The sequence below is a fragment of the Pseudomonas sp. MPC6 genome (assembly GCF_006094435.1).
Lineage (GTDB): Bacteria > Pseudomonadota > Gammaproteobacteria > Pseudomonadales > Pseudomonadaceae > Aquipseudomonas.
In genome coordinates, this window is sequence record NZ_CP034783.1 from 2,404,318 (window position 1) to 2,419,037 (window position 14,720).

The window sequence follows — 14,720 nt, forward strand, 5'->3', positions numbered from 1 at the left end:
GTAAGCAGTAGGACGTTTAAACACGCGCCTTGCGCGGATGTTTAATTTGCAAGCGAAGGTGACGGCACGTCTTATTTTCGCAAGACAGGAGACCTGGCGGTGAGCCAACGGATTTATATCAGCGGAGCTTCAGGGGCAGGCGTGAGCACGTTAGGAGCAGCATTGGCTGAAAGGCTTCGCATACCTCATGTTGATGTCGATGATTACTATTGGTACCCGACGGATCCACCCTTCGAAAAATCACGTCCGCCTGAAGAGCGACTGGTTCTGATAAAACGAGTGCTGGCTGATCTCCCTTGGGCGCTGTCCGGATCATTGGATGGCTGGGGGGGCGAGGTGATTCAAAGCGCTGATCTGGTGGTATTCGTTGACACTCCGACACCGCTCCGTATGGAGCGCTTGAGGTCACGCGAATCACGACGGTATGGCCCGCGCATTTTGCCTGGCGGCGATATGTATGCGAACCACCAAAAATTTCTCACATGGGCGCAAAGCTATGAAGCAGGCAGTCGAGCGGGCCGTAGTAGACCTAGACATGAGCTGTGGCTCAAGCACTTGACTAAACCAACCCTCAGATTGAACGGAGAGATCGCGATCGCAGAAATGGTGATGACTGTAGTCGCGGCGATTTCAGAGTTGACTCACCAGGAATCAACAAGCGGTTGAATCGCTCTAGTCCCGAAATAGATCAGTCACCCTTTTTGGTCCACGGTAACGCCGGACTTGGTCTGGCTCCCGCGTTGACGTTCAGTGCTGCGTCCCTTGCCATGTTTGAGATCCGGGGCGGCGCTGTTGGCACTGGTAGAGCTGTCTTCGGGTTCGGCTTTTTTTTGTGCCGCAAGTTGAGCACGAAGCTTGCCAATTTCCTGATCCAGCTCCAGAGTTTTCTTGCTCTGCAATGACTTCCAGTTGGCTTCAAATTGCGTGGAACCAAAAGAGCTGGGCTTGTAAGACTGATACCAATCACGCGCATTCTGCAAGGATGCTCTCGTTGCTGGAAATATTGGAACCCACAGGCATTTGCAGTGCAGGCTTCAGAACCGCTTTCAAAATTTATGCCAGTTAAATTTAATTCATTATTTATCGAGTGTATCAATATATAGTCGAAGATTAAGCCCGTTATTTTTATCTAAATTTGAGATAAGTGTGCAAGAAGTTGCGCAGTTTCTTGCGCATGCTGACGATTTGGTTTTGGTCGGTGGCCGCGTCGTGAGCGGGCGGGGTGCTTCAAAAAACTCATCTAAATTAAATTTTTTGTTTGCGATGCTGCGTAAGTGATTGTTCGCACATTGATAATATTTTTAAGGATAAGGTGTTTTGATAGATGGAGTGCGGGAACTTTCAGGTTTTTACTTTGCATGAGAAATGATAAGATATGGGCCTTCAGTTTGCATGTATAAGGATATTTTAATGGTCGGACGCGTTTTATTACCCCTTTGCACTTTACTGCTGCTTACAGGCTGCCAAGCGCAACCTTCCCCTCTACCAAAAAGCGAAAAACTCTCACCCTATAAGGTCTCTCAGATTGCTGCGACCATTGAACAGAAATACCCAAAACTTTCCACCGAGGTTCGCGGCAAGCTACTGAATACCGTGGTGCAGTCATTGGATAACATGGTGTTTGTCGAGGGTGGCGAGTTCCAGATGGGCGATTTTGGTTGGCCGTATGATGATGACCCTACAAATATGTGCGACTGGCCATGCGGTGTGGCCCCGGAACGGATGGGCCATATCAGCATGGACGGCGATGACGACTTCGTCCATCCGGTCAAGCTGAGCAGTTACTCCCTGTCAAAATTTCAGGCAACACTGGGCGATTTCGATTTGTTCTTTATTGCTCAGGGCAAACCGTTGTTTGATGCTGAATATCGTGAACGAGAAAATTTAAAGATTAAGCGTTACGCACCGAACCTACCTGCACCGGCCAAAAGCTGGCAAGAAGCCAAGGACTACTGTGGTTGGTTAGGGGAGCTAAGTGGTTTTCCAGTGGATCTACCCACAGAAGCCCAGTGGGAATATGCAGCCCGCAATCGTGGTCAACATGTGATGTTCTCCACCGACAATGGGAGCTTGAACTATGGACGAAACTTTCCCAAACCAGGCTCAGGTCATACCTTTGCAGTTGATAGCTTTGTCCCTAACCCACTGGGGATTTATAATCTGTCTGGGAATGCCACCGACTGGGTCAATGACTGGTACGACAAAGACTATTACCGCCACTCACCACTCGAGAATCCTACCGGCCCTGAAACGGGCACACATCGGATTCACAGAGGATCGAATTATCCAGAAGATCCATTGCTCAGCGCTAGTACAGTACGACGGTGGGCTGATAAGCCTGTAGCTGAGGGGTACTTTCAAGGGAATGGTTTTCGCTGTTCTATTCAATTCAATAAGCCGCTATAAACTCCGAAAAATAAGAGGGCGCTATTACGCCCTCGTTATTGGTTCACGATTTATGCCAGCCCATCAAATCTGCCACTGTTCTGCGCAGCCACCAGCACAGCCTCCTTACGCCATGCGTTGCTAGGGCTCCAGGCCACTCGGACCGGACTGTCGGAAGTCTGATTAATCGCCAGGCTGTCAATAAAACGATTGAACTGGTCTTGTTCGTGCCCATTGAGCAAGGCGTTGATCCGTTCCAAACTCGCCATGGCCTTGACCTTTGTCCCGTCGAGGGAACAATGCTCCAGCACTTCAATAAATTGCCGCCTGCGACGTACCTCGGACAGAAGAATGACCAGGGCCTTCTCCTGCTTTTCGTTGAAGCTACCAGTCCCCCTGGCAATAACCCCTTCTGTTAGCAGGTAGACCATCGGCCCAATGGTTTTAGGTGGCAGCATGCTACTGGAATATCTCGCTCCCGAAGCCGCTTCCTTATAAACAGTTGGTTGTGCAACTTCTTGCGCATGCTGGCGATTTGGTTTTGGTCAGTGTTTACATAGTAAGCGGACGGGGTGCTTTCAGAAAAAATCATTTGAGTAAATTTGGTCGTTTGCGATGCTGCATAAATGGTTGTTCGTACATTAATGACATTTTTAAGAATAAGGTGTTTTCGTAGGTGAGAGGCAACGATTTTCAGTTTTTACCTTGCATGAAAAATGATAAAATTTTGCCTTTCAGTTTTCCTTCATAAGGATATTTGAATGGTTGGGCGCATTTTATTACCCCTTTGCACTTTACTGCTGTTTACAGGCTGCCAAGCGCAACCTTCCCCTCTACCAAAAAGCCAAAAACTCTCACCCGATAAGGTCTCTCAGATCGCTGCGACTATTGAACAGAAATACCCAAAACTTTCCACCGAGGTTCGTGGCAAGCTACTGAATACCGTGGTTCAGTCACTGGATAACATGGTGTTTGTCGAGGGTGGTGAATTCCAGATGGGAGATTTTGGTTGGCCTTATGACGATGACCCGACAAATATGTGCGACTGGCCATGCGGTGTGGACCCGGAACGGATGGGCCATATCAGCATGGACGGTGATGACGACTTTGTTCATTCCGTTAAACTGAGCAGTTACTCCTTGTCGAAATTTCAAACAACACTGGGGGATTTCGATTTGTTCTTTATTGCTCATGGCAAACCGTTGTTTGATGCTGAATATCGTGAACGAGAAGAGTTACAGGAAAAGCTTTACGCGCCCAAGCTGCCAGCGCCGGTCCAAAGCTGGCAAGAAGCCAAGGACTATTGCGGTTGGTTAGGGGTGCTAAGTGGTTTTCCTGTGGATCTGCCCACTGAGGCCCAGTGGGAATATGCCGCACGCAATCGTGGGAAGCATGTGGCGTTCTCCACCGACAATGGGAGCCTGAGCTATGGACGTAACTTCCCTGCATCGGGTAAAGGTAAACGGACCTTTGCGGTTGATAGTTTTGTTCCTAACCCCTTGGGGATTTACAACCTGTCTGGAAATGCCACCGACTGGGTCAATGACTGGTATGACAAAGACTATTATCGCCACTCACCGCTTGAGAATCCGACCGGCCCCGAGACAGGCACACTCAGAATTCGTAGGGGTTCGGGGTATGGCGAAGACCCATTGCTCAGCGCGAGTACCGTACGACGGTGGGCAGATGAACCTGTAAGAAAACGGCACGCCCCAGGCTATAGCTTCCGCTGTTCAGTGCAATCCGATCAGCCGCTATAGAGCAGAAACAATGAGGGCGCTATCAATACGCCCTCATTATTTGCTCAGCGTTTAGGCCAAACCATCAAACCGGCCGCTGTTCTGTGCGGCCACCAGTACTTTCTCCTTGCGCCAGGCATTGCTGGAGCTCCAGGCCACTCGGACCGGAATGTCGGAAGTCTGATTAATCGCCAGGTTGTCAATAAAACGATTAACCTTTTTCCCGTCAAGGGAACAATGTTCCAACACTTCGATAAATTGCCGCCAGCGACGTACCTCGGACAGAAGGATGACCAGAGCCTTCTCCTGCTTTTCGTTGAAGCTACCAATCCCCCTAGGAATAACCCTTCTATTAGCAGGTAGACCATCGGCCCAGTGATTTCAGGTGGCAGCATGCTCAGAGGAACATCTCGCTCCCGAAGCCGCTTCCTTATAAGCAGTTGGTTGTGCAACTTCTTGCGCATGCTGGCGATTTGGTTTTTGTCGGTATCTACAAAGTAAGCGGGCGGGGTGCTTTCAGAAAAAATAATTTAAGTAAATTTGTTCGTTTGCGATGCTGCATAAATGGTTTTTCGTACATTAATGACATTTTTAAGAACAAGGTGTTTTCGTAGGTGAGAGGCGACGATTTTAAGTTTTTACCTTGCATGAAAAATGATAAAATTTTGTCTTTCAGTTTTCCTTCATAAGGATATTTGAATGGTTGGGCGCATTTTGTTACCCCTTTGCACTTTACTGCTGCTTACAGGCTGCCAAGCGCAACCTTCCCCTCTACCAAAAAGCCAAAAACTCTCACCCGATAAGGTCTCTCAGATCGCTGCGACTATTGAACAGAAATACCCAAAACTTTCCACCGAGGTTCGTGGCAAGCTACTGAATACCGTGGTTCAGTCACTGGATAACATGGTGTTTGTCGAAGGTGGCGAGTTCCAGATGGGGGATTTTGGGTGGCCATATGACGATGACCCGGCAAATATGTGCGACTGGCCATGCGGTGTGGAGCCGGAGCGGATGGGGCGCATCAGCATGGATGGTGATGACGACTTTGTTCATCCCGTTAAACTGAGCAGTTACTCCCTGTCGAAATACCAAACAACACTGGGCGATTTCGATCTGTTCTTTATTGCTCATGGAAAACCGTTGTTTGATGCGGAGCTACGTAAGCGTGAGGATTTACAGTTCCGCTATCAACCCGACTTACCAGCTGCTACCCAAAGCTGGCAAGAAGCCAAGGATTATTGCGGCTGGATAGGTAAATTGAGCGGTTCCCCTGTGGATTTACCTACAGAAGCCCAGTGGGAATATGCCGCCCGCAGTCGTGGCCTGCATTTGTTTTTCCCTACTGATAACGGCAGTTTGAACTACGGACGCAATTTTCCTCTCGAAGGAAAGGGGCGCACATTTGCTGTAGACAGCTTTGTTCCTAATCCGCTAGGACTATACAACATGTCAGGCAACGCTACCGACTGGGTAAACGATTGGTACGATAAAGACTATTACCGCCACTCGCCATTGGAAAACCCTCAGGGTCCTGCTACAGGAACGGAACGAATCCGTCGAGGCACAAATGCAGGCGAAGATCCTTTGCTCACGGCTAGTACTGTTCGGCGATTCCCTAATGAGCCTGTAAGAAGCAGGCATTTACCTGGCACAAGTTTTCGTTGCGCGGTTCAATCCAATCAGCCACTTTAAAGCACTTCAGCAACCAACAAAGGCGCTTTCAAGCGCCTTTGTAGTCGTTCAGAATTATGCCAAACCAGCAAATCGGCCACTGTTTTGTGCCGCCACCAGTACGTTTTCCTTACGCCAAGCATTGCTGGGGCTCCAGGCCAATCGGACCGGACTATCGGAAGTTTGATTGATCGCCAAACTGTCAATAAAACGATTGAATTGGTCTTGTTCACGGCCGTTAAGCAAGGAGTTGATTCGTTCCAAACTTTCCATGGCATTGACCTTTGTCGAATCGAGTGAGCAATGCTCCAGTACTTCAATAAATTGCCGCCATCGACGTACCTCGGACAGAAGAATGACTAGGGCCTGTTCTTGTTTTTCGTTAAAACTACCAATCCCCCTGGCGATAACACCTTCCGTTAGCAGATAGACCATCGGGCCAATGGTTTCAGGCGGTAATACACTCAAAGGAATGTCCTGCCCCTGAATCCGCATGATCTTATCTGTTTTGTGACGAATGAGATAATCGGCTAGCGCTCCAGCTTCAACTTTAGTTGCTTGTCGATCTTCCCACCAAGCAAGCATTTCTTCGCGTCCTAACTCAAACCCCTCAATGGTCTTTTTCACTGGAGAGGTCGCCACCTGATACAGTCCTGAAGCCAAGTAGCTGAAAGCGTCTTTCGTCACACCCAGCAGATGCCTGTAATCCATATACGCCAAGGCATTGCAAAACAGCAACGTCAGCTTCCCAACCTGCTCAAGATCCACCACCGTACCAAACCCACCACCGGCACCAGGACCGAATACCAGTGAGCCTTTGCAGTTAAACGCTAATCGGTTCTTCGCGATGCTGAAGCCAAACTCACCGCTGGCACCGATCCCCAAAGCGACGTTTCCTTCAGCCTTGATCTCGGCCAGCTTAACCCAGTTGTTACTGGCATTAGTCTGGCTGAAGACTGCCTTTCCTATCCCTTGCTTTTCCGGTTCAACCCACTCAAACGCACCACTCAGCGCACCACCAGTTTGAGCACCGGCAAAGGCCTCGCACTTGACGCCGATGTTGCCACTGGGACCGATCTCCATAGCCGGCGTACCCAGCAGCGCGGTGGCGCCTGCGGGTGTTTCCGTTGGCTTGTATTGTGTTTTTACACCGGCGTCGCCCTGTAACTTCGCTCCTACAAAACATGACAGCTCCAACTTGCCGCTCATGCGAAACACGCCCATCGGGTGAAGCACTTCTTGTTTTAGGGCATTACGATAGGCCATGTTTGCCACGTATCCGCCCTGATCAGGAAAATACGAATTGAGGGATGCTGATGCTTCCGCCAGCGAGAACGCCGCGCTCCCTTTAACCCCCACGTCGATATTGCCCTCTTTGGGGTTCCAGTTGTTCACCCCTGCACTAGCACTCGCGGCGAAGCGCAAGATATGGGCTTCGGCGTATATGGCATAGGGCGATGCATCACTTTCATTAGAAGTCCAGGACACTTCCTGATGCAGCGTGTTGAGCAGGTTGTCCTGTTTGCTGGTCCAGGTACTGATCTTGAGTTCCAGATTGCCCAAGGGTCCGGCTTTGCGTCCTCCACCGACCGCATTTTTTATGTCCTTGATCAGGTCAGCGGCCAGTTGCTTGTTGAAGGGTTTTCCGGCGATGACGCGGGTAGGGACTCGGACATTCCATGGGGTGGTAGTTCGCCACGGGATCGAGATGTAATGACGCCGAGTCGGGTCGCTGAATAGGATGATTTCAACTACGGTAACGCCGGACTTGGTCTGGCTCCCGCGTTGACGTTCAGTGCTGCGTCCCTTGCCATGTTTGAGATCCGGGGCGGCGCTGTTGGCACTGGTAGAGCTGTCTTCGGATTCGGGTTTTTTCTGGGCCGCCAATTGAGCGCGGAGCTTGCCGATTTCCTGATCCAACTCCAGGGTTTTCTTGTTCTGCAATGACTTCCAGTTGGCTTCAAATTGCGTGGCACCAAAAGAACTGGGTGTGTAACGCTGATACCAATCACGCGCCTCCTGCAAGGCCGCCATTGTCCCCTGAAGATCTTTATCGGTGGTCAGCGGTGCGGCTGTAGTTTGCTGGGGCTTGGTGTCACGCGTCAGCAACCCGGCGCCTTCGGCTTTGACCGCCCAAGCATCTTTGACACAGCCGGAGCACGCGCAGCTGGCGTTGGGATCTTGAGTCTTCTTGCACTGCGTGGTGGGCAGCGCCTTAGCGAGATTCTGATGCAGCTCATCCATCAGTTTCTGGACAGCCCCGATTTCCTGCTTCAGTGCCTTGGACTGTTTGTCGGTCAGGACATAAAAATGCGGCTCGCCGGTAATGTGGGCCACATCGACCAGCTCTTCATCACACTCGGCCTGCCCCTTGAGTGCGGTGGAGGTGGCACTGTCTGCATGCATCGGTGGCGGCAGTGCCGGCTTAGGCGCGGTGTTGGGGAGCTTCAGCTCCCAGCCAGGCTTGATGTAGTTGGGATCGGTGATGATCGGGTTAAGCGCTTGTATCTCAGCCGTTTTAGCGCCGTGTTGCTGGGCAATTTCCCCCAACGTATCGCCGCTTTTAACCGTGTAGGTGTTGTTCATCGGATCATCGTCCTTGTGATTCAGAGACGCTCAAGCTCGATTAGCTTGTCGCCAAGGCCCAAGTCATCACGGGCCAATAATTCGGTATTTGGGGAACTGCTCCAGAAGCCATCGCCCTGACGCAACGCCAGGCGTAACCAACGCTCATGCTCGGCCAGTTGCAGATACCCTGTTTGCCGGGCCCCGAGCAGTTGCCGATGAACGAACTCCACCGGTTTAGGCATTGACAATGCCGCCTGATAATCCAGGGCTAACCGTCCGGCCAGTACTTTTAAGCGGTGCTCATCCATCTGAGCCTGGCGCTCGAAGCTCAGGTGCAACCAGCCAGGCTCCTGAATCTCAACGTCCGGGTCAGGTCGAGGGTTAGCCAGATGGCGCCAGCCCAGCTCGTTGCGCCAGACCATATCGGTGAGCGGCCCCATGAACTGCAACAGCTCCGTTTCATCGAGGCTGTTCAGTAGCGGCTCCAGCCAGCGCGGATCGAAAAAACGCATCAACTGGGCCGGCGTGTCATCGGTGCTGATGGTCAGCAGGCTGCGCCAATGTTCAACGGCCCTCTCGAAGGATTGCTCATCCTCCATATAGGCAACACACCCGGCATCGGCCCGCTCCAGCAGCCTGCTGGCGTGCTCCATCGAAGCACCGGGTGCAGGACACAGCAATGCAAATGGCCCGGCAGCTTGCAACCCGGCATACGGGGTATCGTCGAAGAGCGGTATACAACGTTCGACGCCATAGGCAGTGAACTGATCTACATAAGTTGGTAAATCCGGGTCAAAACTGGCATCCAGAATCACACACAGGACGCCCGGTGCCCCAGACGTCTGAAAGGGCGAGGAGATGGACTTGATCATGCCGTCTTACCTGGATGGTGGATTGGGCAATGACCTGAGGCATCGAGCTGACAACCAGGAATAGGTAAGAGAGCACCTGCCATCGCCTGCTTTTGGTAAAAAGGCAGGCTGGGAAGCGGCAATGCTTGTGGCGCCGTCATCCCTTCAAGCATTCCGGGCAACACCGGAGCCGCAGCGGTTCCCGAAGCGGGTGCGCCACCTAGTTGAATCTCGGTGCTGCTGAAAATACCGCCAGGGCCAATCACGATATGCTGGCCACCGCCTTTCAAGGTGATGCTGGCCCCTGCGTCCAGGATCAGATGGGCACCGGCCTTGAGGTGGACTTGTTGACCCGCCTCAATCACCACCGTTTGCCCTACACGGGTGTGGCTGCTGGCGGCTACCTGCAAATAGTCATTGGCTTTGAGCTGGACTTTGCGGTCCGCGGTGACGGTGCGTTGCTCTTCAGCTTCCAGCACCGCAATGCTGTTGCCCTTGATGGTTTCCCGGCGTTCGTTACCCACTTCCAATCGACTGTCGTTTTCGACCCTCTGCTCCATGTCACGCTGAGCCCGCAGGTAGATCAGTTCCTGCCCAGCACGGTCTTCAATCGACAGCTCGTTGTAACCTCCACTGGCGGGCGAGCTTTGGCTACGCAGGACCGTTTTGGTTTTGTTCGCGGGCAAGGGGTACGGCACCGGCGTGACCTTGTTAGGCACGCAACCGGTAATCAACGGATTGTCGGGATTACCTTCCAGGTAGGTCACCACCACTTCCATGCCGATGCGCGGGATGGTCACCGAGCCGAAACCTTCTCCCGCCCAACTGGAGGACACCCGTAGCCAGCAACTGCTCTTGTCACTGCCCAGTTCGGCGCGATCCCAGTGGAACTCGACCTTGACCCGCCCGTACTCATCGCAAAAGATTTCTTCCCCTGCTGGACCGGTGACTCGGGCAGTCTGACTGACCAATACCGATTTACGCGTGACCAGCGGTGGACGGTAGAACACGTCCCAAGGGATTGCGCTGAAGGTATTACGGTAACCTTGGGTGAAGCCATCTTCGGGTTTGGTGTCGCTGGTGACCGACTCCTCAAGAGCCTGGGGCTGCTTAGCTGAGTGCGTCACACTGAGCAATAGCCACAAATCGTTGCACTGCTGACGCGGATGTTTAGTCAGGTCAAAGAAGTGGCCACTGCGCAGGATTGGCTGGTCGCTTTGACCCTCGGCCAACTGGTAGTCGGTACGGTGTCGCTCCAGGGCTTGCCGGGCAAGCTGGTTGCCGAGCTTTTCATTTTCGATTCGCACCGGGTAACGGTAGTCTTCAAGCGCAGGACTGAACTCGGCAGTGAATTGGCTTTCCAGCAGCAGGCTTGGACGTTTTAAATCGTAGCCCCGGCGTGTGGCCGTGCTGGTACGAGTGCTGAAGCGCATGGAGAACTGGCTGACGACCGGGTGATCAGCCGCCAAGCCAGAGCCTTGCTGATAAGGCGTGCCGCCCAGCTTGGGGAAAAAGGTCTGATCGTCGGTGAATACGAGCTGATGACCATCCTGGCTGTGTTGGTGGTGCCACGAAATCCCATCTTCACTGCACAGCCGCTGAATGAATTCGAGGTCGTTTTCACTGTATTGAGTGCAGTATTCGCGCTCAGGGCTGGTCCTGACGTGAAAGGTATACGCGTCGGCTTGGATACCGTGTCCGTTGAGTACCTGGGCGATGATTTGTGGCACCGTCAGGTGCTGGAAGATCCTTTGATTGTGGCTGAATTGCAAATAGTGCAGAGCAGGCACCAAGGTCAGGTGATAGCGGGTCAGTCGCTTACCCGCTTCACCCACAAAAACATCTTCGATACGCCCATGAATACCTTCCCCATTCAGGCCAAACTGGAGAAAAGCCGGCTGACTGAGCAGGCTCTCAAGATCGAAATCAGGGGATTCACTGACGAGTTCAACCTGGATCGCATACAAGCTGCTGATGGCTTCCGTGCCCTTAAAGGCCAGTACCTTGAACTCGTTGCGAACAGAGGGAATCAGTAACGTGAAGTGCGCAGCATTGGCCGGCGCGAACATACGCTTATCCTTAGCTGAGAGAGGAGACAAAACGCGACGCCCACTTAGACGTAATAAACGGCATCAACCGCTAAAAAGATCGATGCCGTGAGACAGCTAGTCAGTTTCAGCCTGCAACTGGGGTGCGCCAGTCATCAGAACCAGAGGTGCCAGACACTTCATGGGTCCAGGTGATTTTGCGGTAGGTGAACTCAACGTCTTCCAGATGCGTGAAGTGCAAGTTCGCCGGGTCCTGGCAGTTATGCATGTAGTCCTTGATGTCGACGATGATCGCGTCTTCAAGTTTGGTGGTGTAGTAGTGCTCTTGAGTGCCTGCTGCGGAGGTGCGGTACCATTGGATGGTAATCTCGGTCAAGCGCTCACCGGAAGTCAGTGCAGACAGCAGCAATGGCGAGGACTTGTCGAACACCTTCGTGATTTTGACAGGTTTGTGAACGCGTTGACCGGTTGGTTGACCCGATTGCGGATCGCGAGGAATGATCATTTCGTGGCTGAAGCCCTGAACCATGACCTGGTCTTCATGCCCTTCCTGGTAGGTGTTGCCGACTGAGTCGGCGGTGAAAGCACCGGCGGTGATCAGACCCTGCTTGGTACCCGTGATGGACATATATGCTGGCGTAGCCATGGATGCTCTCCTTGCTGAAAAATATAGGAACCCGCAGGCATGTTTGCATTGCAGGTTCCAAACTACGATCAAGGTTTATGCCAACGATATTAAATTCCTTATTTATCAAGGACATGCTTGGTAAGACGAAGATTAAGCTCGTGGTTTAAATAGAAAGCCCACATAAAAGTGCGCAGGAAGCTGCGCAGCGCTGTGCAACTTATGGCGCAGTTGTCTGTACGTGATGAAATATATGTTCTGCAGAGATCCATCCACAGGGTTGTCCACAATTGCGTGTGCAGTTTTTTGCACACTTTGCGCGATGCGCTAATATTTGACTGCTACAAAATGCCAGGAAGGTGTGCGGGAATTTTCCTAGCGAACTTTAAGAATCTTCCTACATTTTATCTGTCGCAATGACTGTAAGATTGCTGAATGATTCTTTGCATTCATCTCGCCTGATCTTGGCATGCTCTAAAATCGCCAGACGAAATGGGAAATGCCAGAAGATATAGCCACATTGCAATTGTTTGGGTCTGGCTGACGTCTACTTATGTATTAATGCAATGGCGCGACGTTTGATGCTTTATAGATAAAGCTCATTGGGCTATGAGGGTTCTGTAATTTCGCATGCGCGCCCTTGAAATGGCGGTGCAAGGCTTCGTCGTTTTTTTTCTGCTGTCCGACACCATTAAAGTTCCAATGAGTGTGGCGCGGAAATCTTAATTAAAGGTCATGGATGTCTTACACCAGTAAACTTTCTGCCCATTATCTTGAGCTCGCGAAAGCCTCTATTTCCCAAGAAGGCTTTGCGGGTGAGGACGTTCGTTTTTCTAGCGAGTATGAAGCATTGGAAGGCGAGCTGGGTAAAGCCCAATCCATGCACGAAAGCGGTCAGATCGATTGGCAGAAAATTTGCGAAAACAGTGAAACCTTGCTGCGCACACTGTCCAAGGATTTACGAGTTGGGGCTTGGCTGACCTGGAGCCTGTACCAGCGCGAATCCTTCCAGGGGCTATTGGCTGGTCTCGGACTTCTGCAATATCTGTGTGAGCACCATTGGGCTGAGATTCATCCGAACAAGACCCGCACCCGCGCTGCTGCCCTGAGTTGGCTGGTTCCGCGTCTTGAGCAAGTGCTAAACGAAAATATCGCGATCAAAGAGCAGTTGCCGCTGTTCCGCCGCCTGGTCGAACACCTTGAGGGCCTTGATTCCGCGTGTACAGAGCATTTGGGCGATGACGCGCCACTGCTACTGCCGATCTCCCGCCGTCTGAAAAACATGGTCCAGCGCGCCGCCGATAACCAGCCGGAGCCCGGCGGGGTGGGTGCTGCGGTTGCGCAGGTTAAACAGGTTGCTACGCAGTTGTTCACCCCTGGTGCGCAGATCGACAATGAGAAAGAGGCCCACAAGGCTTTGCGTGCCCAGCAGGAAAGCGCCCGTCCATTGTGCGCCTGGTGGCTCAAGCAGAAAGCCACCGATCTGCGCGCGCTGCGCCTCAATCGCACGCTGTTGTGGCTGCCCATCGACGCGATTCCTGAGCGCAACACCGAGCAGATCACCGCGTTGCGCGGTCTGCCGGTGGACAAGCTGAAGACCTATCAGGATCGCTATGATCAAGCCAAATACGCAGACCTGATCGTGGAGCTGGAGGTGAGCTTGGCGAAGGCGCCATTCTGGTTCGATGGCCAGCGAATGGTCTGGGAGTGCTTGCAAGGGCTGAACGCTGAGGTGGCAATGCGCGAAGTGGAGATTCACTTCGCGCTATTTATGCAGCGCCTGCCCGGCATCATCGAACTGCGCTTTCACAACGGCACCCCTTTCGCAGATCCGGCCACTCGCGCTTGGATCAGTGCCAACGTCACGCCGCACCTGCAAACCTCCAGTGCACCACGCAAGGTTGAAGCAACCGATACCCAATTGGCCTGGGAGCTGGCCCTGGAGGAAGTCCTGCCGATCTTGCGCAAAGAGGGTCTCAAGGCGGCCGTGCAGATCCTCAAGCAGGGCCTGCAAAGCGCCCACGGCGGGCGAGTTCGGTTTTTCTGGCAATTTGCCCTGGCGCGGCTGTGCTTCGCAGCCAAGAAATACGAACTGGCCAAGACCCAGCTCGAAACCCTCGATCAAACATTACACGACTCAGGTCTGCAAGACTGGGAGCCCGATCTTGTGCTCGAAGTGCTGCATTTGCTGCATAGCTGCTGCGAGTTATTACCGCAGAACCATGCTGTGCGAGAGCGCAAAGAAGAGATTTATCGCAGGTTGTGCCACCTCGATCTCGAAGTGGTACTCGAATAGGCCCCAGGGCCACCACCGCAAGGAGAAAAGCCATGGCCAAAGAAGGCTCTGTAGCCCCCAAAGAACGCATCAATGTCACCTTCAAACCCGCCACTGGCGGTGCTCAGGAAGAGATTGAACTGCCGCTGAAACTGCTGGCAATCGGTGACTACACCCACCGCAAGGACGAACGTAAAGTCGAGGATCGCAAGCCGATCAGCATCGACAGGATTACCTTCGACGAAGTGCTGGCCAAGCAAGAGTTGGAGCTGACGCTGAGCGTGCCGAACCGTCTTCAGGAAGAAGGTGACACTGAAGAGCTGGCGGTGAAATTGCGCGTCAGCTCAATGAAGGACTTCAACCCGGCCTCGCTGGTCGAGCAGGTACCTGAACTGAAAAAACTGATGGAGTTGCGCGACGCGTTGGTGGCCCTCAAAGGCCCGCTGGGTAACGCACCTGCGTTTCGCAAAGCTATCGAAGGCGTTCTCGCCGACGACGAATCCCGCAGCCGCGTACTGGGTGAGCTGGGGTTGAACGCCGTAGCCCAAGACGCTTGAG

12 protein-coding genes are annotated in these 14,720 nt (G+C 52.6%); 6 read left to right on the forward strand and 6 right to left on the reverse strand.

The window, feature by feature from the left end; all coding sequences use genetic code 11:
* Window positions 1-99: 99 nt before the first annotated feature.
* Window positions 100-666 (forward strand): adenylate kinase, encoded by a 567-nt coding sequence (locus tag ELQ88_RS13375; protein ID WP_138965582.1) that lies wholly within the window; start codon window positions 100-102, stop codon window positions 664-666.
* Window positions 667-692: 26 nt separating this feature from the next.
* Here the strand turns inward: ELQ88_RS13375 and ELQ88_RS13380 are convergent, their stop codons facing one another.
* Window positions 693-980 (reverse strand): hypothetical protein, encoded by a 288-nt coding sequence (locus tag ELQ88_RS13380; protein ID WP_138965584.1) that lies wholly within the window; start codon window positions 978-980, stop codon window positions 693-695.
* A gap of 412 nt (window positions 981-1,392) precedes the next feature.
* Here ELQ88_RS13380 and ELQ88_RS13385 point away from each other — a divergent pair, with 412 nt between their 5' ends.
* Window positions 1,393-2,406, forward strand: coding sequence for an SUMF1/EgtB/PvdO family nonheme iron enzyme (locus ELQ88_RS13385; RefSeq protein ID WP_228761605.1), 1,014 nt, complete (start codon window positions 1,393-1,395; stop codon window positions 2,404-2,406).
* A 50-nt stretch (window positions 2,407-2,456) separates the two neighbouring features.
* Here the strand turns inward: ELQ88_RS13385 and ELQ88_RS13390 are convergent, their stop codons facing one another.
* Window positions 2,457-2,843, reverse strand: a complete 387-nt coding sequence (locus ELQ88_RS13390) for a hypothetical protein (protein ID WP_138965586.1) — start codon at window positions 2,841-2,843, stop codon at window positions 2,457-2,459.
* A 303-nt stretch (window positions 2,844-3,146) separates the two neighbouring features.
* Here ELQ88_RS13390 and ELQ88_RS13395 point away from each other — a divergent pair, with 303 nt between their 5' ends.
* Together ELQ88_RS13395 and ELQ88_RS13400 are read left to right on the forward strand one after the other, a co-directional pair.
* Window positions 3,147-4,145 carry an SUMF1/EgtB/PvdO family nonheme iron enzyme gene (locus tag ELQ88_RS13395; protein WP_138965588.1) on the forward strand — a complete coding sequence of 333 codons (999 nt, stop codon included), beginning with the start codon at window positions 3,147-3,149 and terminating at the stop codon, window positions 4,143-4,145.
* Window positions 4,146-4,823: 678 nt separating this feature from the next.
* Window positions 4,824-5,816 (forward strand): SUMF1/EgtB/PvdO family nonheme iron enzyme, encoded by a 993-nt coding sequence (locus ELQ88_RS13400; RefSeq protein ID WP_138965590.1) that lies wholly within the window; start codon window positions 4,824-4,826, stop codon window positions 5,814-5,816.
* Window positions 5,817-5,870: 54 nt separating this feature from the next.
* Here ELQ88_RS13400 and ELQ88_RS13405 read toward each other — a convergent pair whose 3' ends face one another.
* The 4 genes from ELQ88_RS13405 to ELQ88_RS13420 all read right to left on the reverse strand — a co-directional run bounded on the left by ELQ88_RS13405 (window position 5,871) and on the right by ELQ88_RS13420 (window position 11,908).
* Window positions 5,871-8,381 (reverse strand): LysM domain-containing protein, encoded by a 2,511-nt coding sequence (locus ELQ88_RS13405; protein WP_138965592.1) that lies wholly within the window; start codon window positions 8,379-8,381, stop codon window positions 5,871-5,873.
* Window positions 8,382-8,401: 20 nt separating this feature from the next.
* Complete coding sequence (locus ELQ88_RS13410) at window positions 8,402-9,235, reverse strand: DUF4123 domain-containing protein (protein ID WP_138965594.1); 834 nt, start codon at window positions 9,233-9,235, stop codon at window positions 8,402-8,404.
* Complete coding sequence (locus ELQ88_RS13415) at window positions 9,232-11,283, reverse strand: type VI secretion system tip protein VgrG (protein WP_138965596.1); 2,052 nt, start codon at window positions 11,281-11,283, stop codon at window positions 9,232-9,234. Before ELQ88_RS13415 ends, ELQ88_RS13410 begins: the two co-directional genes overlap by 4 nt.
* A 106-nt stretch (window positions 11,284-11,389) precedes the next feature.
* Window positions 11,390-11,908, reverse strand: coding sequence for an Hcp family type VI secretion system effector (locus ELQ88_RS13420; RefSeq protein ID WP_138965598.1), 519 nt, complete (start codon window positions 11,906-11,908; stop codon window positions 11,390-11,392).
* 718 nt (window positions 11,909-12,626) lie between these two features.
* Here ELQ88_RS13420 and tssA point away from each other — a divergent pair.
* Window positions 12,627-14,183: a type VI secretion system protein TssA gene (gene tssA, locus ELQ88_RS13425; RefSeq protein WP_138965600.1), complete on the forward strand. Its 1,557-nt coding sequence runs from the start codon at window positions 12,627-12,629 to the stop codon at window positions 14,181-14,183.
* Between the two features lie 32 nt (window positions 14,184-14,215).
* Window positions 14,216-14,719: a type VI secretion system contractile sheath small subunit gene (gene tssB, locus ELQ88_RS13430; RefSeq protein ID WP_138965602.1), complete on the forward strand. Its 504-nt coding sequence runs from the start codon at window positions 14,216-14,218 to the stop codon at window positions 14,717-14,719.
* Window position 14,720 lies beyond the last annotated feature (1 nt).